Source organism: Idiomarina sp. UBA3162 (assembly GCF_002364475.1).
GTDB lineage: Bacteria > Pseudomonadota > Gammaproteobacteria > Enterobacterales > Alteromonadaceae > Idiomarina.
Map to the genome: position 1 here is coordinate 1 of NZ_DEYI01000035.1, position 21,381 is coordinate 21,381.

Sequence of the window (21,381 nt, forward strand, 5' to 3'; positions counted from 1 at the left end):
GAAGATTTATTTTACCGACTCGAAACCTTCAGTGTGAAAGTCCCCGCGTTGCGGGAGCGAGGTGAGGACGTTGAGCGTTTAGCGCATCACTTTATTAGCGTGTATGCAGAAAAGGCAGGCAAGCGTATCACTGACATTGATACCGATGCTTTGGATATACTCTATCGTTATCGTTTTCCTGGCAACGTCCGAGAACTACAAAACGCGATTGAGCGCGCGGTGACTTTCGCGCAGTCGCACCATTTACAAGTTGATGATTTACCGGAGCGTATGCTTGAGGTTCGTGACCCAACGGCAGATACACAGCCACACTGGCATACCTTACAAGCCCATCAAGATGCTTATATTCAGGACGTTATGAATCATGTGGGCGGCAATAAGAAAAAGGCGGCAGAAATTTTAGGCGTTACACGGCGCACACTTTATCGTTGGTTAGAGGGTCAAACTGATCAATCTGAAAGCTGAAAACGTATTAAAGGCACGAGTACAAACGCTAAGGAGTAAACCGTGAAGATTTTAATGGTTATGACGTCTCACGATGAGTTAGGTGATACAGGTAACAAAACTGGATTTTGGCTGGAAGAGTTCGCGGCACCGTTTTACACGTTTGTCGATGCTGGCGCCGAGGTAACGATTGCTTCGCCTAAAGGCGGGCAACCACCGATTGATCCGAATAGTGAAGCGGAAGATGCTCAAACAGAAGCGACTAAACGCTTTAATGAAGATCAGGATGCACAGAAGAAGCTCAGTAGTACATGCAAGCTTGATGAAGTTTGCGTTGATGATTTTGACGCTATCTTTTACCCCGGTGGACATGGTCCATTGTGGGATCTCACCAACGATGAACAATCGATTGATTTGATTGAGAAGTTTTGGTCGAAAGGTAAGCCTGTCGCTGCGGTGTGTCATGCGCCTGCGGTTTTGCTTAATGCGAAAACACCTGGCGGAGACCCTTTAGTCCAAGGTCGCACGGTTACTGGATTTAGTAACTCCGAAGAGGACGGCGTCGGCCTATCAGACGTGGTTCCTTTCCTTCTCGAAGATGAGTTATCGGCAAAAGGCGGTCACTATCGTAAGGTTGATGACTGGCAGTCTTATGCTGTACAGGACGGTATGCTGATTACGGGTCAAAACCCCGCATCATCTGAGCAAACGGCTGAGCGTTTGCTCGATGTATTACGGGCGATGTTGTAACCCCATGATATTAAAGCTGGCATCAAAATCGATGATGCCAGCTCACACCGATACTTGCCGAGCGACCAATACCGGGTTCAAATGAACGCCCACTACCCTGATTAACAACGACCGCTCCCACGTAGTTCCTATCCAACAAATTATCGACTCGAAGCCAAGTTTCAAACTCGTTCTCGGCTATCTGCCACTGCTGGGTTATAGCCAAATCCCATTTTACGTAGCTCGGTGCTTTTACGGCATTACTATCGTCGGCATAAGTTTCATCGCGATACTGTCCGAATAATTGCACTTGAGTGGCTTGCATGGGCTGCCACGTGAGCCGTGTAAACCACTGGCTGTCAGCGACACCAGGCAGCTGATTACCGTTATATAAGCCTCCTTGGTAGTTTGCATTGATATAACTGTAGGATACAAAGCTATCTAATTGCTCAGTTAGTTGTACGTTAAGCTGCCACTCAATACCTTGACGCTCCGTCTCGCCAGCGTTGCGATAAGTTGTACGTCCGTCGTTTGATTGATCAATAACAATGTCGTCCTCAGACTGAATATCGAAAATGGCCAATTGCGAGGAAAAGCGACCTGATGAATTAAATTTTAAGCCCCACTCGGTTTGTCGATATTGGCTAGGCGATAGTTCGGTATTGAGGCCGCTGCCATTATTACGATAAGCCAACTCAGTTAAGGTGGGTGTTTCGAACCCTGACCCGAAGCTGACATAGGTTGACCAACGCGGCGCAAACGCCCATGAAAGACCCACTGCTCCGGAGTTATCACTGAGTTCATTTTGACCGCTGTCATCGGGATCGCCTGGCATAATAAACTGGTCGTCTACCGAGAAGTCAAAGCGGCTGTGTCGGGCGCCAGCAGTTATTCGCCATTGTTCATTAAACTGATGCGTTAGCCGAGTATAAACGGCTTGCTTTCTAACATAGTTAAACTCGCTGCGGCGCAAGTCACCCTTTTCACCTTCATCGTTAACGAAACCGAATCGATGGTCTTGCTGGCGCTCGTATCGCAAACCAAAACCGATGTCTGTTTGCGTTGTGGCTTGCCACTCTACATAAGCTGAACTGCCTTCGAACTGGCGCGATAAATCAATTACAGCGCCCGAGCTACCTATGTCATCTCCTGCAAAAGGTAAAAACTGCACAACGTCGCGATCGCCCTGCCAGGCTGCAACACGCGCGCGATAATCGTCGGCTTTGAGCGTCCATGTTACCGAGCCTTGTCGGTGATGAATTGATTTTCGGGTGTTGAAATCAATGGCTCGACCAACGGTTTGCTCCGGATCTTGGCGCCAAGCACTGGGGGTGAGCGCACTTGGATCTTCTAGCAATGGAGCGTTGTTGTTGTCGTACCGTAAGATAAGTTGTTGTTGGTCGTTAATATCAAAGTAGTATCTCAACCCTTGTTGTTGACGCCTTGCCGTATTGTGAGGGCGAGGTCCCGCGGTGTATAAGTCGGTGGCAATTAAGCGCAATTTGTGGTCATCATTGACCCAGTCAAATTGACCTTTGGCGCGGGTAAGATCGTTGGCACCTGCGGCTACAGCAATCTCGCTCGAGGTTTGCTGTGGTGCGCGCGTGTTCCATTCGACCACGCCACCGCCCGTGTTACCGTATAAAACAGCGAGAGGACCGCGGAACACTTCGACTGTTTCTGCTTCGTCTAAAATGATACTTGAGGTTTGCGCTTGGCCATCAGGCATGGACAGCGGTACACCATCGACATTCAATTGCAAGCCACGCACACCGAATGCTGCGCGCGCGCCGAATCCTCGCACGACTAACCGCGTATCTTGGGCATAGTTGTAGCGTGTATCCGCCTGAATTCCCGGAATAGCGCGAAGCGTATCTCCAGCATCAATATTTAAAGATGGTAGTTGCTGGTTGATATCGATAAGGTCAACGCTACCTGGTGCCATACGCCATTCGGCGTCGGACTGTTGCGCGTTCACTTCGATAATTTCATTAATTTCTTGACTAAAACAAAGGGCTGGCGCGAGAGCCAGCCCTGTTATTGTGCGTAAATACTTCATAATTATTTTACGGGTGACAGTTTAATAAGTTGGCCACTATCGGCATCGGTTAGGATATATAAGAACCCTTCAGGACCTTGTTCAATATCACGGATACGGAAACTGGTTGCATCTTCTAACATCCGTTCTTCGTGCAGAACTCGACCTTCCTCAAGATCTAATCGTGCAATCGTTTGTCCGCGTAAAGCGGTCACCAGTAAATCACCTTTCCATTTGGGAAATTTATCGCCGGTATAGAAAATTGAGCCGGCCGTGGCAATTGAAGGAAGCCAATAGTAAAACGGCTGCTCCATGCCTTCCTTATGTGTGCCAATACCGATTTCACCACCACCGTAATCTTCACCGTAAGTGATGGTTGGCCAGCCATAGTTCTTACCCGCCTTGGGAATATTAACTTCATCACCGCCTTGCGGACCATGTTCAATCGTCCATAACTCACCTGTGTCAGGGTGAATAGCAGCCCCTTGGACGTTGCGGTGCCCATAAGACCAGATTTCGTCAAGTGCACCGTCATTGCCGACAAAGGGATTATCTTTAGGGATTGAGCCATCGGGCCAAATACGCACAATTTTTCCGTGATGATTATCTAACGTTTGTGCATCTTGCATTCTGGAATAACGCTCGCCTAAAGTAATAAATAGATGCCCTTCGGGAGAGAATACAAGACGGGACCCGAAGTGAGCGTTACTTTCATACTTTGGCGCTTGGCGGAAAATAACCTCACCTTCAGTCCATTTATCTCTGTCGATTTTACCGCGCATGACCGCGGTACTATTTCCCTTCCCACCGTCGGGGTCGGGCTCTGAATAACTGATGTAAACCCAGCCGTTGTCTGCATAATTGGGATCAATGTTGACATCAAGTAGACCCCCCTGGCTTTTTGCAACCACCTCCGGCGTACCTTGTATGGGTGTTTTTTTACCGTCTTGCGTAATGATATTTAGCGTGCCTGAACGCTCGGTAACCAGCATATCGCCCGATGGTAAAAAGGCGATCCCCCAGGGGTGGTTTAGTCCTTCGCTAATGGTTTCCAGCGACAGCGTATGACGTTCTGTCTGGACTTCTTGCGCGAGAACCGAGGTACTAATTGTCGCTGACAAAAGCGCAGCTGCTACTGCAGAGAGGTTGTTTTTCATGGAGCCTCCATAATTAACTTGTATAGTTTTTAATGTTTTTAGTATACGTATTAATTTTAGATTTTGATGACTTTTCTTGATCTCTTTATAGATCACAGCCTTACTTAATGATGTTGTTAATTATTAATTACAAAATTAAAGGAACGCTTATGAAATCCAAGTCATTGTTAAAAGCCGCTGTCAGTGTCACACTGATTCTTCACTTAACAGCGTGTGGGACCTTGCTGTATCCAGAGCGTAAGGGACAAACCGGTGGACGTATCGATGCGGGGGTCGCAGCACTTAATGGTGTAGGTCTGCTACTTTTCGTTATCCCTGGCCTCATTGCATACGCTGTGGACTTTAATAACGGCACGATCTATTTGCCGAACTCTGCTAATGCGGATACAGATGAGAACGATGGCTTGTACACAATTAAAGTGGATGGTCCTCTCACTAAGGACGAAAGCCGTCGATTGATTGAAGATCATGTTGGTGGGCCAGTTGATTGGAGTCAATTGCAAACACGCTCAATGGAAGGTGTTAATGCGGATTCCATCACAGCTTCACTGAATAAGGTACAAGAAGCTCGATAATGGAAAGTCAATCTTGGTTTGATAACTCAGCGCTGCTAACCGTCGCACAATGGTTAGCGGCGCTTTTTGTGTTAGGTATTATTGCGCTCGTCGTCAGTGTGGGTGTGATGTATGTTGTTGATAAGATACAAACGCGTCACACGATTCGGCGTAACTACCCTGTTGTGGGACGATTTCGCTATATATTTGAGCGGATGGGTGAATTTATGCGGCAGTATTTCTTCGCTATGGACCGTGAAGAAATGCCTTTTAACCGTGCGCAACGAAGCTGGGTTTATCGTGCCGCTAAAAACGCTGATCGCAATGTTGCCTTTGGCTCGACCCGAGATTTGACCCGTACAGGAACCATAATTTTTAGTAATGCACCTTACCCACCGCTTGCTGAGCAATCAGTGAGTCCTCAGCCTGTAAAAATAGGACCGTACTGCAGCAAACCGTACTCGCCAACTTCGTATTTTCATATTTCGGGTATGAGTTATGGCGCGTTATCGCCGGTTGCGGTTAAAGCATTATCTGCCGGTGCAAAAAAGGCAGGTTGCTGGCTGAATACCGGTGAAGGCGGTCTGTCGCCCTATCACTTATCGGGTCACTGCGATGTGGTTTTTCAAATGGGCACTGCAAAGTTCGGTGTGCGCACGCAAGACGGTAAACTCGATGAGTCGCGTTTAGCTGAATTAGGTCGTCATGATTCGGTTAAAATGTTCGAAATTAAATTAAGTCAGGGCGCCAAACCAGGTAAAGGCGGTATTCTACCGGGCATTAAGGTCAACCAAGAAATTGCTGAAATCCGCGGTATTAAAGTGGGTGAAGATGCGATTAGCCCTAACCGCCACCCTGAAATTAGTAATAACGAAGAGCTACTCGACTTCATCGATAAAGTACGCACAATTACCGGCAAACCCACGGGTTTTAAGTTTGTCATGGGTGACCCAAGTTGGATTGACGAGTTAGTCGATAGCATACTCAGCCGTGGTGAAGAAGCGGCCCCCGATTTTATTACGCTCGATAGTGCTGATGGTGGTACAGGAGCGGCACCGCAGCCACTCATTGATTATGTGGGTCTAAAGCTTTCAGAGAGCTTACCTATCTTGGTCGATAAACTAACAGAAGCAGGATTGCATGAGCGCATTCGCATCATTTGTTCGGGTAAAATGATTTCCCCTGCTGATGTTGCTTGGGCGATTGCTATGGGCGCCGATTTTGTTGTCTCAGCCCGTGGTTTTATGTTTTCGCTAGGCTGTATTCAAGCCATGCAGTGTAATAAAAACACTTGCCCGACCGGTGTGACGACCGATGACCCGAAATTGCAACGGGGTTTAGATCCACAAGATAAATCGGAACGCGTCGCCAATTATCATAAATACCTTGAGTATGGCGTAAATATAATTGCTCATTCGTGTGGGGTGACCGATCCGCGCCAGCTTAATCGTCGCCATGCGCGTGTTATTAAACCGGATGGCGAAAGTATCAGTCTGGCGGAGCGTTATCCGCTACCGCCAGCACGTAGGCGATAGACTTAGTTCAGCGTATTTACTGGCAGTAACGGAGCAATGAGTTCTGCCAGCTTACGAAAGGTTTGGCGTCGACTTGTGGTGGGTCGATAAACCATACCGATATCACGGAACGCCTCCTGACCGGCTGGCTTCAATGGCTTGAGGTCGGTGTTATCGAGGATGCCGCGGTCAATCGCCATTTGTGACATAAACGTCGCACCTTTCTTAGCATCGGCCATCTGCACTAGGCTGTGTAAGCTTGTTGCCGTAAACGGATTGACTTTAACCGTATCGGTTAACTGACACGCCGAAACAGCATGCCCCGTTAAACAGTGTTCTTTCTCGAGTAAGAAGATACTACCATCGGGCAACTTATCGTAGTCGACCGGCTCTCCAAGCTGATCAGCTATTTCTTTGTGCGCAACCAACTTAAACGGATCGCGCCCGAGTAACCATTTCTGGTTGCCATGAATATCCATAGGTAGCGCTAACAGCAATATATCTAGCTCGCCATCTCGCAAAGCACTCAATAAATTGGCCGTGGTATCTTCAGAGATCTGTAGGTCGAGTTTGGTAAACTTAGCCTGAACGCGACGACTCAGTTCAGCGACGACGAAGGGGGCAATAGTAGGAATTATACCTAGACGTACGGGTCCTTCCATGATGTTGCCGTGACCCTTGGCGTAATGCATGAGCTCTTCTGTTGAAGTAATAATTTTTCTCGCCTGTTCAACGACCTCTTCACCGAGCGCGGTAAACAAAAATGACTTGTGGTCACGCTCGATTAACTGACACCCTAATTGCTCTTCTAAGTTCTGAATGCCGCTACTTAGGGTCGACTGACTGACGTTACAGGCGGCTGCAGCGCGATTAAAATTTTGCTGCTGATGTAATGCAATCAGGTAGTTCAGATTTTTCAAACTCGGTAATTTGCTCATTGTTCACCTGTGTTTATTGCTTTTTCGATTATCTTAATAGGTTTTATTCGTTTTATCCAATCAAAAACTTGCCCTAGTATGCTTCTCGAAACGTTAAGACACCTCTCAACGATTAGGAGAAGACATTATGTTGACAGTAGGCGATAAGTTACCCGATTTCAGTGTAGTTGCTGCGAAGCCAAAATTTAATATGCCAGAAGAAAATGGCGAAAGCGCGTTCGAGACAGTGACGCAAGACAGCTTTACAGGTAAATGGAAGATCATCTTCTTTTACCCGAAAGATTTCACCTTTGTATGTCCCACTGAAATTGTTGAATTTGCCAAGTTAAATGAAGAGTTTGCTGACCGTGACGCAGTGGTATTGGGCGGCAGCACTGATAATGAATTCGTTAAGTTAGCATGGCGCCGTGAGCACCCTGACCTTGACCGCTTGAACCAGTACTCATTTGCTGACAATGGTTCACTTGTCGATGGCTTAGGTGTGCGCGACAAAGAAGAAAACGTGGCATTACGTGCGACTTTTGTTGTGGACCCACACAACGTTATTCAGCACGTATCAGTGAACAACTTAAACGTCGGTCGTAACCCTGCTGAGATCCTTCGTATCTTAGATGGTTTGCAAACCGATGAACTCTGCCCTTGTAACCGCGCAGTAGGTGGCGACACGCTATAAGCATGGGCTGGTTGGGGACTCTTAGGAGTCCCCGTATTAAATGACTCGTCGAAGTAGAGGTAATGATGGCGATTGCAGATTACAAACAGTTGTTAGGCGACCACGGCAAAGATACTAAGCTGAATTTGTCGAGTCTGTTTAACAGTGTCGATACATCCGGTCTAACGACAGATCAATTTTACGGCACCGCTTTATCCCTTGCGTATAGCTTAGGTGATGAAGAACTCATTCAGACAATTGAGAACGAGACTGGTGACAAAGTCGAAGATAACGTGAAGCAGGCGGCAAAATTAGCGGCAACGCTTATGGCGATGAACAATGTCTATTATCGCTTTCTTCACTTATCGAGTGATAAACAGTTTTCTAAAATGCCAGCCGGTTTGCGTATGAATGCGATGGCAAATCCGGGTGTTGATAAAGCGGACTTTGAGTTGTTCTCGCTTGCTGTTTCAGCGTTAAATGGTTGTGGTTTGTGTATTGATTCGCACGTGAAGACACTTGTTCAACATGATGTCACAGCACAAGCGATTCAAACATCAATTAAGTTGGCGGCGGTACTTAATGCAGCATTGACTGCACGTAAACTGTCGTAATCCCCCTAGGAGCTGTGCTCCGATCCCTGTCTAGAGCAGCCCCAACTGCTCACAACGCTTTGCCCACCGCTTGTCGGTGGGCTTTTTTTATCTTTTCACTGATGTGTCCTAAGCTTATTAATACAATGAGCGGAGGAACTATGAATATCAATGCTGAACGATTGAAATCAACGTTACGTGAGCTTTCTCAAATTGGTTATAACGAGTCGGATCATGGTGTATATCGATGGGGTTTTACCGATGCTGATATGGAAGCTCGTCGTTGGTTTCTGAACTTAGCTGAGCAAGAAGGCTTTAAATGCCACATGGATGGCGCGGGTAATGTGTTCGCTGGCATCGGTGATTACCATGAGACACCTGCTGTTTTAACAGGCTCTCATCTTGATACAGTGCCTGCAGGCGGTATGTTTGATGGTGCGCTCGGGGTACTGGCTGGACTCGAAGTATTGCGCACGTTGAAAGAAAACGATGTAAAGCTGAAACATCCTGTATGGGTCGTTGGTACCGCAGAAGAAGAAGGTCGTTTCGGTGGTATGATGGGTTCGCAAGCGCTCGCAGGTGTCGTTAACATGGATTGGCTGATGTCCGCGCATGATGCCGACGGTGTATACCTAAAAGATGCAATGGCAAAACATAATCTTGATGTGATGGATGTGCTTGATGCAGCGTGGCCACCGAGTCGGTTAAAGGCCTTTTATGAGTTGCATATCGAACAGGGTCCTGTGCTTTTTAATGAAGAGGTGACAATCGGTGCCGTTGAGGGGATCTCAGGAGTATTTAAATGGATTGTGCATTTAAAGGGCAAGGCTGATCATGCGGGTACCGCGCCCATGAATATGCGTAGCGACGCATTTATGGGGTTAGCTGATTTTGCACATGAAATCGAACGTATTATTGCTGAGGATGGCACTGATAAGACGCGCATCACTGTAGGTAAGGTTGAGCTCAAACCTGGCAGTCCACATACTGTGCCGGGTGAGGCCATCTTTACTATTGTCGGACGTGATATGAGTAATGAGGTGATGACTGATCTTGCTGATGCGTGTCGCAAGGCGTTATCTGCAATCGCTCGTAAACACCGGCTGATGTTTGAGTATGAACAAGTCAGTTGGTTAAAGCCTCAATCCTGTTCAGATAAGTTGACGCAGATCATAGAAAAAAGCGCCAAAGCGCGTAACTTAAGCTGCATCAGAATGCCCAGTGGTGCGGGTCACGACACACAGTTTTTTTCAGAGATTACGCAGGCTGGACTCATATTTATCCCTTCGGTCAATGGTGTGAGCCATGCGCCTGATGAGTGGTCTCACTGGCATGATGTAGAAGCGGGTGCAAACATACTTTTAGATTGCATCTTAAATTCAGCAGAGTAATGCGGCTTTATATGATAACTGATATACTGTTCGCACAATGACCTGTTTCTAGTGGTAACGTAATGGAACAAAAAGTCACAGTTCAACCGGCCGATAAGGTCAAGATCCAGCGTCCTTCCAAAAAAGGCGGCTCAAACACGGCCCGTAATCGTATTTATGTTCGTGATGTCAAAGGCGGGATGGAATACTTTCGGCGCTCTTGGGGCTTCATTCTTCTTGCTATTTTTGCACTCATTCCTTGGTTAACCTACAACGGCCAGCAGGCGGTCTTGCTGGATATCATGGAACAACGCTTCCGGATCTACGGCCTCACATTATGGCCACAAGACTTCACGGTGCTGGCGTGGTTCGCGATTGTTGCAGCTGTTGCATTGTTTTTTGTGACCACAATCTGGGGACGTGTCTGGTGTGGCTTTATGTGTCCGCAGACCACTTGGACTTTTATTTTCATGTGGTTTGAGAAGAAGTTTGAAGGACCGCGTAATAAGCGCATCAAGCTGGACGAACGCAAAATGGACTTTGACAAGTTCTGGCGTAAAACCGGTAAACAACTGGGTTGGATTTCAGTTGCGCTACTCACGTCATTGACCTTTGTCGGCTACTTTACCGATGTGCGCCAACTTTTTGCTGACTTCTTCACCTTAGACGCCGGTTTCTGGGCAACCTTTTCCGTTTTGTTCTTCGCGTTTTGTACCTACGGTAATGCGGGCTATATGCGTGAAATCATGTGTACCCATATGTGTCCTTATGCACGCTTCCAGTCCGCTATGTTCGATAAAGACACCTATACAGTCAGTTACGATGCGAACCGTGGTGAACCGCGTGGCCCCCGCGCACGCAAGGCCGATCCTGATGAAAAAGGGTTAGGTCATTGCATTGATTGCTATATGTGTGTGCAGGTGTGTCCAACCGGTATCGATATTCGCAATGGTTTACAGTACGAGTGCATTGATTGCGGTGCCTGTATTGATGCTTGTAATGATGTCATGGATAAAATGAAGTATCCGCGGGGTCTGATTCGGTTTACCACTGAACGCAACTTGAACACGACCGATAAATCGCAGAAGACCAACCCGTGGCGAATGAAAACGATTGGCTACTTCGTCATCATGTTAGTTGTCACTTCGGTGATGATTTGGGATGTCGCAACACGAGTTCCGCTTGAGGTGGATGTATTGCGCGATCGTAACTCTCTGTACCAAGAAAATATTCAGGGCGAGATAGAAAACGTGTATACCCTGAAAATTGTCAATAAGTCGCAGATTGATCAAACCTATAAGATTGATGTAGAGGGCTTATCGCAGTATCGCTTGATTGGCAATGCTGAGAAATCAGTGGGTGCAGGGGAAGTGGGTAGTTTACCGATAACCTTGGCGGTACCGCCAAACGAATTGAGTGATTCAATTACCGAATTTAACTTTGTTGTGACCTCGGAGACATCAGAAGGTGTTACTATAAAGCAAGAATCTCGCTTTATTTATCAATAGGTCACTATGGTTAATGACAAGGACTTTGCATTCGCAGGTCTGTTGCCCGATGTAGTTATCAATGCTATCGAGAGCTTGGGTATTTTCCCAAGCTCGGGTTTGCTTCCTCTCAATAGCTACGAAAATAGGGTCTATCAATTTCGCTGTGATGAGGGCATGCGCTATGTCGCTAAGTTTTATCGTCCATACCGTTGGAGCAATGCTCAAATAGAAGAAGAGCATCTGTTTTCCCAGCAACTGCTCGATGACGAAGTCCCCGTTGTAGCGCCGTTAAAAGTGTCAGGCCAATCTTTACATGAATATGAAGGTTACCGCTTTGCGGTGTTTCCAAGCATTGGTGGGCGCGCTTTTGAACCAAACGACTTAGATGATTTGGAACGACTCGGGCGACAAATTGGCCGTTTACATCAAGTTGGAAAGAAAGACGTATTTAAGGCTCGCGAATCACTTGATATTCAACGACTGTTATCCGAGTCTATTGATGAGCTGCGTCATTCACAACTATTACCTCAAGAGCTAGAAGCTGCATTCTGGGCCATATTATCGCCGTTAGCAGAAAAACTACAAACCTTTGCATGGGATAGTCTAGCTTATCAAAGGTTACACGGAGACTGTCATATTGGTAATGTATTGCAGTATGATACAGAACTAACCTTCGTCGATTTAGATGATTGTCGTATGGGTCCAGCGATACAGGACCTTTGGATGATGCTTAATGGCTCACGAGAAGATCAAACGTGTCAGCTCGACGCGTTGATTGAAGGCTATCAAGATTTCTGTGATTTTGATAAAAAAGAGATTGCGTTTATTGAACCTTTACGTGGGTTTAGACTCATTCATTATATGGCATGGCTTTCTAAGCGCTGGCAAGATAGTGCTTTTCAACGTGCGTTTCCATGGTTTAGCGAGGCTCGCTACTGGGAGTCACAAATATTAGCGCTTAAAGAACAACGGGCTGCATTAGACGAAGCACCCATTAAACTCGGTTATTAATAAAGCGAATTAAATAGGTAAGAGCATATGAAAAACTGGTTGTTAGGATTAGCGAGCGCGTTACTGTTGGTAACGGGCATGGTGCAAGCTCAAGAGTTTGAGGAAGGCACCCATTACGAAGTGATTTCTGATGCAGCGACAAGTGACGCACAAATACTCGAGTTTTTCTCGTTTTATTGTGTTCACTGCTATCGCTTTGAGCCTATTGCTGAGCGTTTGAAAAAAGAACACCCAGATGCTTTTGAGAAAATGCACGTGTCATTTTTGAGCCCCAAAGATGATGTTGGTGAAACGATGACAAAAGCCTTTGTTGTTGCTCAGAAACTCGGTATTGAAGAAAAAATTATTCCAGCAATATTCGATTACAACTTTGCTCAGCGCAATATGCTGACTAGCGAAGATGATATTCGCAATGTATTCATTTTAAATGGCGTTTCTGGCGAAGAATTTGATAAAGCTATGTCGAGCTTCGCGGTACGCGCAGCGGCGAGTAAAATGGATCGGACAGCGGCTGATATGGAAGTGCGTGCAACACCTACGTTTATTGTGAACGGTAAATATAAAATGTTACCCCAAGGCTTCCGCGACAGCGATGACTTTGCTGCCGACTTTAGTAAGCTTGCAAGTTACTTACTTGATAAGTCTTAATAAGGCTTAGAACGAGAGCCCCGCCCAGATGGCGGGGCTTTTTTCTATCTATTGATCGTCTTTATCCTTGCTATCGTTGTCATCATTAGATTCTCGTTGTTGCTCAGATGACTGCTTTTTGATGGTTGGTGTTTTAGGGAAGTACTGATAGTAGCTCAGTTTAAAGTCACCCATAATGGTGTAGAGATATTCGAAGAGAATGGACTGGATTTTCTCGTAGTTTGTCCAACTGGTTTGCTTCGAGAATGCATAGATTTCTAGCGGCAGCCCAGACGCGGTAGGCTCAAGTAAGCGCACCATGAGTGTCATATCCTGATGAATTTGTTCATGGCCACTTACATAGTCTTGCACGTAGCATCTGAACGCCGTTAAGTTGGAAACAGGCTTCTGAATCTGATGGCGGTTGAGCCACTGTTCTAGTGATTCATTGAAGTAGCTTGATGCCAGCGACTCGAGGGTATCATCATCAAGTATCTGAGCACTGTCGAGATCGAGCATCAGTGATCGTTTGATACGGCGGCCACCGGAGTTAATCATCCCCTGCCAGTTTTTAAATGATTGATGAATGAGCACATAGGTGGGCAGGTAGACGGTTGTTTTATCCCAGTTTTCCACTTTTACAGTGATAAGGCCGACTTCTTGAACGGTACCGTCGACGTCCGAGTCGGGGACTTGAATCCAGTCACCAATACCAACCATACGGTTAGTTGCAAGTTGTACCCCTGCAACAAATCCCATTAGGGTGTCACGAAAGACCACCATCAGTATGGCCGTCATGGCGCCAAAGCCACTCAATAAATACATGGGGGATTTATTCATCACAATAGCGACTGAGATGATAATTGCCATGAGTACTAATATGAGCTTGGCGACTTGAATGACCCCGGTAATGGGGACCTCTTTGGCCTTGCTTGAATACTCGTAAGCAATTGAAACGACGTTCGCTAGTGCCAATAAAATACTGGTGATCACCCACGTTAAATAGATACCTACGGCGGTTTGTAGAGGACCTTGCCATTTTTCGAAGTCATCAACGAAGACTACGGGAATAAATAGATTAATAAGTAGAACCGGGGCGAGATTAGCGCACCGCTTAAAAAAACCACTGTTTACGAGAGAGTTATACCATCGCTCAGGGGCTTTTCTGAGCATGCGATGAATGGTTTTATTGATAATTAAGCGGGTGACTTGATAAATAATATAACCCGCGATGATGACGAGTACGGATTGTATGCCGAGCACTGCGTAGGTCAGTAAGTCACCTTCAAGTCCGAGCTGGCTCAACCATTCGTTGATGAAGTTTAAATCCATACGGTTTGTCCTTATTGGTTATCTCGCTCCGCTTTTGCTTTTAAGCGACTGATAGTGGCATCTTTCTCCTGCCAACGTTCATTGAGCCACGTTTGAAACGACGTCTTAAACTCGGGATCATTTTGATAGTCACCGATTAATTCAGGTGTAATAGGTCGTGTTTTTATATCAACATACACATCACGTAATTGGCCACTCAGTAGGTGCCATACGACCGGGCGATCATCGTTACCAGGGTATACGATGGTTATATCAAGAATAGCCTCAAATTGATCACCCATGATTTGTAAAGCAAAGGCAGTACCGCCCGCTTTGGGTGTGAGTAGATGCTGGTAAGGACTCGACTTTCTGGCGTGTTTTTCAGGTGTAAAGCGTGTGCCTTCACAGAAATTCACTACCGTGGTGGGGATATGTTTAAACTTTGCACAAGAGCGCGCGGTGGTTTCGATATCCTTGCCTTTTAAGTGCGGCTTTTTCTGTAGTTTCTCTTTTGAGTAGCGGCGCATAAACGGCATATCAAGCGTCCAACAGCCCATTCCTACAATGGGAACCCACAGTAACTGATACTTTAAGAAAAACCGAGGCATAGGCACGTTACGGCGTGTTAGGTGCATGAGTACCAGAATATCAACCCAGCTCATATGGTTGGCCATAATTAGGTACCAACCTTTTTTGTGAATATTTAAGTCCCCCTCGATATGCCAAGTCATTCGCTGAGTGAGCTGAAAGGTGACTGACATGCAATAGCCCCAGATACGAAATACTGAGTTGGCTAGGTGAGAGAAAAACCGAGTGAGTGGCGGAATAGGAAGCAGCAGTTTAAATATACCCACCAAGATCACCATTAACCCGACAATCGCCGTCGTCAGTGCTGCCCATGTGAAATTGATAAGGACGCGAAACGGAATTAAGAGTGTACGGATCATGATGGTGGCATTCCCTTCCCTTTGTTTAAAACAACAATCATAACGGAACAAATAAAGGTTGTCTGTTGCGAAATTCACCATTTTTAATATACTGTACATATATACAGTATTGCGGGGGTGACACAATGCAACCGAAATTAAAGCAATTGGTGAATAAAGGACTGCTCTGGCAAGGACGGCAAACACATTACCAAGAGCAGCGTTTTCTCAGTACAGGACATCCGTCATTAAATGAGTTGTTAGGCGGTGGGTGGCAGTTTGATGCGGTGCATGAGTGGCAGCTCGACTCTCCTTTTATAGAGCAAAAGTTACTTTGGCCGTTACTCGAACAATTACACGAGATGAACCAGCCTATATTTTGGTTAAACCCCCCAGCTTTACTATCGGCTGCGGGTTTACGCTGGCGCTTGAAGCAGGCCGATAGCTTGCATATTGTGCTGAACACCTCGGCTAACGAAGCGGCGTGGGCTTTTGAACAAATTCTACAAAGCGGCGCGGGTGTTGCGTTTTTATGGCAACCCGAGTCCGAAAATCAGTCGAGTTATGTTCGGCGTTGGCAAAAGGCAGTGCAGCAAGGCCATCAAATGGGCTTTGTCTTAACAGCACTTGAGAAAACAGTGGAAGCGCGTGCCTATACTAACCGGCTGCATTTGCATCCTAATCACACAGTGGATGTTGTTAAGCGTCGTTATGGTTGGCCAGTTAATAATATCAGTTTATGAAACTGTGGCTTTATTTACATTTTCCTCGGCTATTGCTCGACAACATACAGCGTTTGCAACCGCAGATTCAGCCGTTGCCCGTCGCGCTGGTTTATCAGGAGCATCAAAAAGAGTGGCTTTTACAGTGTAATGAGACTGCGCTTAGCCAAGGTTTAGAAGTGGGTCACAGTACGGTTTTAGCCCATACATTAGTCAACGATGCCGTATTTATGCCCTACTCTGAAGAAAAAGAGTCGCGGGTGTTAACACGATTGGCTGAGCGATTATATTTATCCGTTGATAAACAAGTACTGTTTAAGCCGCAAGGTATTGCTATCGAGCTTGATAGCCTGCTGAAGCTCTATCAAGGTACTCAACCTTTAATCGATCACTTAAAAGAAGAGCTCGATACACTAGGGGTGAGTTATCAGATGAGTTTAGGGTTTAGTGCCCGCTCGGCACAATGTTTGGCGTGTGCAGGTATTGAACAACTCAGTACGGATCGATGTGTGATTGAACATGAGCTGGGGCACTTACCTATCAAGCAGTTGTTACTTTCTTCTCAAATTGAAAAGCGTCTGCTCAGCACAGGTATTCATCAACTTAAGCAACTTTGGTCATTATCTGCAGCCGATATCGGTAAGCGCTTTGGCGCAGGTATGGTGGATGATATTCAGTGTTTAAAAGGCAATGAGTCACAGGCGTTTGACTTTTTCCGTCCCCGCGATGCCTTTATTACGCAATTGGATTTAGTGACGGAAATACAGCACTGGCAAGGTATGTTGTTTCCTCTTAAACGGCTCTTACAAGAGTTAGAGCAATTTTTATATCAGCGGCAAAAAGTGATTCGCCAGTTAACCATTGAGTTACAGCACCGTGATATGGAACCAACGACTGTGCCGCTTAAGTTGGCTGCGGATAGCTGGCGAGCGTCTGAGTTTCTTAATTTACTGCAGTTACAAATGAACCGCTATCCGCTTACAGCGCCAGTTATCGCTATTGAGATGAGAGCGCTTGAGTTATTTGAATTGACGCGTGATTCCGGATCCTTATTAACAAAGGGTGTTGCACATCAGCAAACGGTCACAGAGTTAGTCAGCCGATTACAAGCTCGGCTCGGTGAAAAAGCCGTTTATAGCCCGCAGCTATCGAGTGATCCTCGCCCTTTAATCAATGAACAGCGCGCCGCTCAAGTGACAACACTCACAGTTCAGCGGCATGCGCCGCGACGGCCACTTTGGTTATTAACGGAACCTGAGTTAGTACAGATTGAGCAATGGCAGTTATTAGAAGGACCCGAGCGAATCCAGTCGGGTTGGTGGTCAACGTCTGAAGTCTGCAGAGATTACTGGCTCGCTAAAGATGAGCAACAACGACTAGGCTGGCTTTTCTTTGAAAAGAGTCACTGGTTTTTACAGGGGTGGTTTAGCTGATGCGTTATGCAGAACTGCACTGTTTGTCGAACTATAGTTTTTTGCGTTCAGCCTCTCACCCTAGTGAGTTTGTTGATCGAGCAATAGAGCTCGGTTACGAGGCGATTGCAGTAACCGATGAATGCTCAGTCGCTGGTGTAGTGCGTGCTTATGAAGCGGCCCGCGAACAGGCTATTAAACTCATTGTAGGGAGTGAGTTTATGGTGCCTGGAGCAGGTGTTTTTGTGGTGCTATGCCCTACTCGCAGCGCCTATGCAGCCTTGTGTGAGAAAATTACTTTATTTCGACAACGTTCCGAGAAAGGTTCATACGCCGTTCAGCTGGATGACTTTTTGCATGGCTTTGATGAAGCGCTGTTGCTATGGTGGCCACAGTGCGACACCGAGGGTCTTTCTTACGCTAAAGCTTTAAACTTGGGGCATCAACTCAAGCGTCACTGGCGCGATCGTTTATGGCTACTCTATGAAAGACACTACCAACATAATGACAAAGCCTTATTTCGGATGGTCTGTCGCTTAAGTCAACAGGTTAAACTACCTGTGACAGCCTCGAATGGTGCGGTTATGCATGATGAAAGTCGGCAACCATTACTGGATATTCTGAGTGCGACTAACGCTAACCAGTCGCTGGTTCAGCATCCGGAGGTCTGTGCATTAAACAGCGAACGTCGGTTACGAGATCTAAAGGCATTACAGGCGTGTTACCCAGCCAACTGGTTAATGGAGTCTGTAAAAATAGCCGACCGCTGCACTTTTTGTTTGTCGGAGTTACGTTACGAATACCCTGCCGAATTGGTACCTAAAGGTATGACGGCACAGCAGTATTTACGTCACCTTACAGAACAGGGGGCTCAGCAACGTTATCCAGAAGGCATTCCAGAGTCTGTTGTGAGTCAGTATGAGAAAGAGCTGAAGCTGATAGCTGAGCAACACTATGAGTATTTCTTTCTTACCATTTATGACTTAGTTGAGTTTGCTCAGTCTCAGGGGATTTTCTATCAGGGGCGAGGCTCTGCGGCAAACTCGGTAGTTTGTTACTGCCTTAAGATTACCGCGGTTAACCCCGCTCAGTTCGATGTGTTGTTTGAGCGTTTTATATCCAAAGAGCGAGATGAACCCCCTGATATTGATGTGGACTTTGAGCATGAGCGGCGTGAGGAGGTGATTCAGTATATCTATAAAAAGTACGGCCGTAAGCGTGCGGCATTAGCGGCAACTGTTATTCGCTATCGTTTTAAAAGTGCTTTTAGAGATGTCGGTAAAGCTCTCGGTTTTAGTGAGCAACAACTACAAACGTATCGACAAAACCTCGATCGTCGAGATAAAACACAGAACTGGAAGGCGCAACTTGCTGAGCAATACCCTGCTCTCGTTCAGTCCAAACGAGGGCAGCACTTATTATCTTTAACTGAACAGCTCATGGGGTTTCCACGGCATCTTTCTCAACATGTGGGTGGTTTTGTTATCGCAGCCAATGAACTGACTCAACTCGTCCCCATTGAAAATGCCAGTATGCGTGATCGTACCGTTATCCAGTGGGATAAAGACGATCTTGAAGTACTTAAGCTGTTGAAGGTCGACGTGCTGGCGCTAGGTATGCTGACTGCATTACGTAAGTCGCTTGAGTTATTAAAAGCAAAACGCAATCTAACGCTTGGGTTAGCCGATATCCCTCAAGAAGACCCCGTTGTTTATCGGGCCTTGCAGCAAGGTGATTCGGTGGGTGTGTTTCAAATTGAATCTCGCGCGCAAATGAACATGTTACCGCGCCTTAAGCCCAACACTTTTTATGATTTAGTCATACAAATTGCGATTGTCCGGCCAGGACCTATTCAAGGCGATATGGTGCATCCCTATTTACGCCGAAGAGCCGGTAAAGAAAAAGTGGATTATCCCAGCGATGAAGTGAGGCAAGTTCTGCAACGGACGCTGGGTGTGCCTATCTTTCAAGAGCAAGCAATTAAGTTGGCGATGGTAGCGGCAGGCTTTAGTGGGGGTGAAGCCGATCAGTTAAGACGTGCTATGGCAGCTTGGAAGAGTACTGGTAAATTGCAGCAGTTTGAGCATAAGCTGATTTCCGGTATGCGAGCGCGAGGCTACAGTGAATCCTTTGCGCAACGGCTGTTTCACCAGATTTGTGGCTTTGGTCAGTATGGCTTTCCAGAATCACACTCGGCGAGCTTTGCTAATTTAGCGTATGCCTCGGCTTGGCTAAAAGTGCACTATCCGGCGGCATTTTTTGTAGGCTTATTAAATAGCTTACCCATGGGTTTTTATTCACCGTCCCAATTAATTCAAGACGCAAAGCGCCATGGTGTCCGTTTTCTACCTGCGGATGTTAATCATAGTCAATGGGATTACCAATGGCTTGCTGAGCAAGGGAACTGTGTGCGTATTGGCTTACGCCAGATCTTCGGACTATCTCGCTCACGAACCGAGTTGTTGTTGAACTCGCGTACGGACGATTTGTTTGCTAACACTGAGCAGTTACGCCGAGGGGGCTTGCATGAATCAGATATTCAAGCTTTAGCAAAAGCTGATGCACTCACATCTTTATCAGGACATCGTTATCAAGCCCAATGGGATGCTTTGTCACTTAGCGATCAGCAAATGCCACTTTTTAGTGAAGTGGCTGATAGCAAGAGTGAGATCTCAATTAAGCCGACGGAGACTGAAGATATAAAAGCAGACTATGCGAGTACCGGACTTAGCTTACGTCGGCATCCAATGGCGCTCGTACGTAACCACCCTGAAGTGATTAAGTGTATTACTGCCGAGGCTTTAGTAGGCTGTCGCTCTGGACAGGTAATTGAGGTGATCGGTCTTGTGACTTGTCGACAAAGGCCGGGCACTAAAAGTGGTGTCACCTTCTTAACCTTAGAAGATGAAACGGGCAATATGAATGTCGTCGTTTGGGCCAATACGGCGACTCTATATAGAAAGGCTTTCTTATCAGCTCAACTATTATGGGTTAAAGGAGTTATTGAGATGAGTGAAGGTGTGATTCATGTTGTAGCAGGCCGCTTAGAAGATAAGACTGACCTGCTACAACTGAACAAACTCGCCTCGCGCCGCTTTCATTAATTGCGCGCGTGATTCACGATATTGGCTTAACGTCGATCAGGTACTCATCTTTTAAGCGAACATAGTTTTCTGCTGATGCGCTTAGGAATGACATTTCCTTATCGTTCAGTGGTCTTTTCTTTTCTACTGGACTACCAACATAAAGAAAGCCGGACTCTAATACTTTACCCGGTGGAACTAAACTACCCGCGCCGATGATGACGTCATCCTGGACTTCTACGCCGTCCATAACGATAGCGGACATTCCGACTAATACACGATTACCAATACGGCAACCATGTAACATGCACTGATGTCCTACAGTGACGTCTTCTCCTATAATAAGTGGGTCGCCATCCGGTTTACCAGCGCTTGCGCGACTCACGTGAAGAATAGAACCGTCTTGTACATTGGTACGAGCGCCAATATGGATATAGTTAACGTCGCCTCGGGCTGCGACGAGTGGCCAGATGCTTGCATCATCGCCAATAGTAACCTCACCTACGATGACTGAGCTATCATCTATATATACGCGCTCGCCTAATTGCGGCTCCTTTTCATGGTAGCTACGGATATCAGCCATAACCCTACTCCTATCATCTTTTGTCTTTTCGAATTGTGTATTTAACTATAGCTGTTTTGCTTAAAAGCGCATAGTTTGTACAGTCTACTGGGAAAATTGGTCATAAAAGAAACGAACTGATTCAACTTTGACCGAACAGCAAAAAAATCAATTAAAATTGAAAAATAGCCCTTGACCCGCGGAGATAAATGTCTAAAATACGGCCCACGTTTGAGGCAGACAACGAA

19 protein-coding genes are annotated in these 21,381 nt (G+C 46.4%); 13 read left to right on the top strand and 6 right to left on the bottom strand.

The window, feature by feature from the left end:
* On the top strand, positions 1-465 hold a 465-nt coding region (locus B2X00_RS03900; protein WP_290486202.1), incomplete at its 5' end, for a helix-turn-helix domain-containing protein.
* 42 nt (positions 466-507) lie between these two features.
* On the top strand, positions 508-1,194 hold the full coding sequence (locus B2X00_RS03905) for a type 1 glutamine amidotransferase domain-containing protein (RefSeq protein WP_071462807.1): 687 nt from the start codon (positions 508-510) through the stop codon (positions 1,192-1,194).
* A gap of 22 nt (positions 1,195-1,216) precedes the next feature.
* Here B2X00_RS03905 and B2X00_RS03910 read toward each other — a convergent pair whose 3' ends face one another.
* Together B2X00_RS03910 and B2X00_RS03915 are read right to left on the bottom strand one after the other, a co-directional pair.
* Positions 1,217-3,232: a TonB-dependent receptor family protein gene (locus B2X00_RS03910; protein ID WP_290486203.1), complete on the bottom strand. Its 2,016-nt coding sequence runs from the start codon at positions 3,230-3,232 to the stop codon at positions 1,217-1,219.
* A 2-nt stretch (positions 3,233-3,234) separates the two neighbouring features.
* The gene (locus B2X00_RS03915) at positions 3,235-4,368 is read right to left on the bottom strand and encodes a PQQ-dependent sugar dehydrogenase (RefSeq protein ID WP_290486204.1); all 1,134 of its coding nucleotides are present in this window, start codon (positions 4,366-4,368) and stop codon (positions 3,235-3,237) included.
* Between the two features lie 149 nt (positions 4,369-4,517).
* Here B2X00_RS03915 and B2X00_RS03920 point away from each other — a divergent pair, with 149 nt between their 5' ends.
* Both B2X00_RS03920 and B2X00_RS03925 read left to right on the top strand, forming a co-directional pair.
* Positions 4,518-4,943 (top strand): hypothetical protein, encoded by a 426-nt coding sequence (locus B2X00_RS03920; RefSeq protein ID WP_290486205.1) that lies wholly within the window; start codon positions 4,518-4,520, stop codon positions 4,941-4,943.
* Positions 4,943-6,457, top strand: coding sequence for an FMN-binding glutamate synthase family protein (locus B2X00_RS03925; protein WP_290486206.1), 1,515 nt, complete (start codon positions 4,943-4,945; stop codon positions 6,455-6,457). Before B2X00_RS03920 ends, B2X00_RS03925 begins: the two co-directional genes overlap by 1 nt.
* Positions 6,458-6,459: 2 nt before the next feature.
* Here the strand turns inward: B2X00_RS03925 and B2X00_RS03930 are convergent, their stop codons facing one another.
* The gene (locus B2X00_RS03930; RefSeq protein ID WP_006954718.1) at positions 6,460-7,374 is read right to left on the bottom strand and encodes a hydrogen peroxide-inducible genes activator; all 915 of its coding nucleotides are present in this window, start codon (positions 7,372-7,374) and stop codon (positions 6,460-6,462) included.
* A 127-nt stretch (positions 7,375-7,501) separates the two neighbouring features.
* Here B2X00_RS03930 and B2X00_RS03935 point away from each other — a divergent pair, with 127 nt between their 5' ends.
* The 6 genes from B2X00_RS03935 to B2X00_RS03960 all read left to right on the top strand — a co-directional run bounded on the left by B2X00_RS03935 (position 7,502) and on the right by B2X00_RS03960 (position 13,138).
* Complete coding sequence (locus B2X00_RS03935) at positions 7,502-8,047, top strand: peroxiredoxin (protein ID WP_006954714.1); 546 nt, start codon at positions 7,502-7,504, stop codon at positions 8,045-8,047.
* A 62-nt stretch (positions 8,048-8,109) separates the two neighbouring features.
* The gene (locus tag B2X00_RS03940) at positions 8,110-8,640 is read left to right on the top strand and encodes a carboxymuconolactone decarboxylase family protein (RefSeq protein ID WP_241971648.1); all 531 of its coding nucleotides are present in this window, start codon (positions 8,110-8,112) and stop codon (positions 8,638-8,640) included.
* A gap of 140 nt (positions 8,641-8,780) precedes the next feature.
* On the top strand, positions 8,781-10,010 hold the full coding sequence (locus tag B2X00_RS03945) for a Zn-dependent hydrolase (RefSeq protein WP_290486207.1): 1,230 nt from the start codon (positions 8,781-8,783) through the stop codon (positions 10,008-10,010).
* A gap of 62 nt (positions 10,011-10,072) precedes the next feature.
* Entirely contained in the window at positions 10,073-11,497 is a 1,425-nt protein-coding gene (gene ccoG, locus B2X00_RS03950) for a cytochrome c oxidase accessory protein CcoG (protein WP_290486208.1), read from the top strand.
* Between the two features lie 6 nt (positions 11,498-11,503).
* On the top strand, positions 11,504-12,490 hold the full coding sequence (locus tag B2X00_RS03955; RefSeq protein WP_290486209.1) for a serine/threonine protein kinase: 987 nt from the start codon (positions 11,504-11,506) through the stop codon (positions 12,488-12,490).
* Positions 12,491-12,517: 27 nt separating this feature from the next.
* The gene (locus B2X00_RS03960) at positions 12,518-13,138 is read left to right on the top strand and encodes a thiol:disulfide interchange protein DsbA/DsbL (protein ID WP_290486210.1); all 621 of its coding nucleotides are present in this window, start codon (positions 12,518-12,520) and stop codon (positions 13,136-13,138) included.
* Between the two features lie 48 nt (positions 13,139-13,186).
* Here the strand turns inward: B2X00_RS03960 and B2X00_RS03965 are convergent, their stop codons facing one another.
* Both B2X00_RS03965 and B2X00_RS03970 read right to left on the bottom strand, forming a co-directional pair.
* On the bottom strand, positions 13,187-14,449 hold the full coding sequence (locus B2X00_RS03965) for a mechanosensitive ion channel family protein (protein ID WP_290486211.1): 1,263 nt from the start codon (positions 14,447-14,449) through the stop codon (positions 13,187-13,189).
* A gap of 11 nt (positions 14,450-14,460) precedes the next feature.
* Entirely contained in the window at positions 14,461-15,375 is a 915-nt protein-coding gene (locus tag B2X00_RS03970) for an acyltransferase (protein ID WP_290486212.1), read from the bottom strand.
* A 125-nt stretch (positions 15,376-15,500) separates the two neighbouring features.
* Between B2X00_RS03970 and B2X00_RS03975 the strand changes: the two genes are divergently transcribed.
* Genes B2X00_RS03975 through B2X00_RS03985 form a run of 3 tightly spaced genes read left to right on the top strand, consistent with a single transcriptional unit; the run spans position 15,501 to position 20,592 of the window.
* A complete protein-coding gene (locus tag B2X00_RS03975; RefSeq protein ID WP_006954698.1) occupies positions 15,501-16,097 on the top strand; it encodes a hypothetical protein in 597 nt (198 codons plus the stop codon).
* Entirely contained in the window at positions 16,094-17,509 is a 1,416-nt protein-coding gene (locus B2X00_RS03980; RefSeq protein ID WP_290486213.1) for a Y-family DNA polymerase, read from the top strand. Before B2X00_RS03975 ends, B2X00_RS03980 begins: the two co-directional genes overlap by 4 nt.
* A complete protein-coding gene (locus B2X00_RS03985; protein WP_290486214.1) occupies positions 17,509-20,592 on the top strand; it encodes an error-prone DNA polymerase in 3,084 nt (1,027 codons plus the stop codon). Before B2X00_RS03980 ends, B2X00_RS03985 begins: the two co-directional genes overlap by 1 nt.
* Before the next feature lie 13 nt (positions 20,593-20,605).
* On the opposite strand, the gene B2X00_RS03990 is transcribed toward B2X00_RS03985, so the two are convergent.
* On the bottom strand, positions 20,606-21,154 hold the full coding sequence (locus B2X00_RS03990) for a gamma carbonic anhydrase family protein (protein ID WP_006954694.1): 549 nt from the start codon (positions 21,152-21,154) through the stop codon (positions 20,606-20,608).
* Between the last annotated feature and the right edge of the window lie 227 nt (positions 21,155-21,381).

Bases quoted from the DNA above. Each gene is read 5' to 3' on its own strand.
- B2X00_RS03910 (WP_290486203.1), bottom strand. From the start codon at position 3,232: ATGAAGTATTTACGCACAATAACAGGGCTGGCTCTCGCGCCAGCCCTT.
- B2X00_RS03915 (WP_290486204.1), bottom strand. From the start codon at position 4,368: ATGAAAAACAACCTCTCTGCAGTAGCAGCTGCGCTTTTGTCAGCGACA.
- B2X00_RS03920 (WP_290486205.1), top strand. From the start codon at position 4,518: ATGAAATCCAAGTCATTGTTAAAAGCCGCTGTCAGTGTCACACTGATT.
- B2X00_RS03925 (WP_290486206.1), top strand. From the start codon at position 4,943: ATGGAAAGTCAATCTTGGTTTGATAACTCAGCGCTGCTAACCGTCGCA.
- B2X00_RS03930 (WP_006954718.1), bottom strand. From the start codon at position 7,374: ATGAGCAAATTACCGAGTTTGAAAAATCTGAACTACCTGATTGCATTA.
- B2X00_RS03935 (WP_006954714.1), top strand. From the start codon at position 7,502: ATGTTGACAGTAGGCGATAAGTTACCCGATTTCAGTGTAGTTGCTGCG.
- B2X00_RS03940 (WP_241971648.1), top strand. From the start codon at position 8,110: ATGATGGCGATTGCAGATTACAAACAGTTGTTAGGCGACCACGGCAAA.
- B2X00_RS03945 (WP_290486207.1), top strand. From the start codon at position 8,781: ATGAATATCAATGCTGAACGATTGAAATCAACGTTACGTGAGCTTTCT.
- ccoG (WP_290486208.1), top strand. From the start codon at position 10,073: ATGGAACAAAAAGTCACAGTTCAACCGGCCGATAAGGTCAAGATCCAG.
- B2X00_RS03955 (WP_290486209.1), top strand. From the start codon at position 11,504: ATGGTTAATGACAAGGACTTTGCATTCGCAGGTCTGTTGCCCGATGTA.
- B2X00_RS03960 (WP_290486210.1), top strand. From the start codon at position 12,518: ATGAAAAACTGGTTGTTAGGATTAGCGAGCGCGTTACTGTTGGTAACG.
- B2X00_RS03965 (WP_290486211.1), bottom strand. From the start codon at position 14,449: ATGGATTTAAACTTCATCAACGAATGGTTGAGCCAGCTCGGACTTGAA.
- B2X00_RS03970 (WP_290486212.1), bottom strand. From the start codon at position 15,375: ATGATCCGTACACTCTTAATTCCGTTTCGCGTCCTTATCAATTTCACA.
- B2X00_RS03975 (WP_006954698.1), top strand. From the start codon at position 15,501: ATGCAACCGAAATTAAAGCAATTGGTGAATAAAGGACTGCTCTGGCAA.
- B2X00_RS03980 (WP_290486213.1), top strand. From the start codon at position 16,094: ATGAAACTGTGGCTTTATTTACATTTTCCTCGGCTATTGCTCGACAAC.
- B2X00_RS03985 (WP_290486214.1), top strand. From the start codon at position 17,509: ATGCGTTATGCAGAACTGCACTGTTTGTCGAACTATAGTTTTTTGCGT.
- B2X00_RS03990 (WP_006954694.1), bottom strand. From the start codon at position 21,154: ATGGCTGATATCCGTAGCTACCATGAAAAGGAGCCGCAATTAGGCGAG.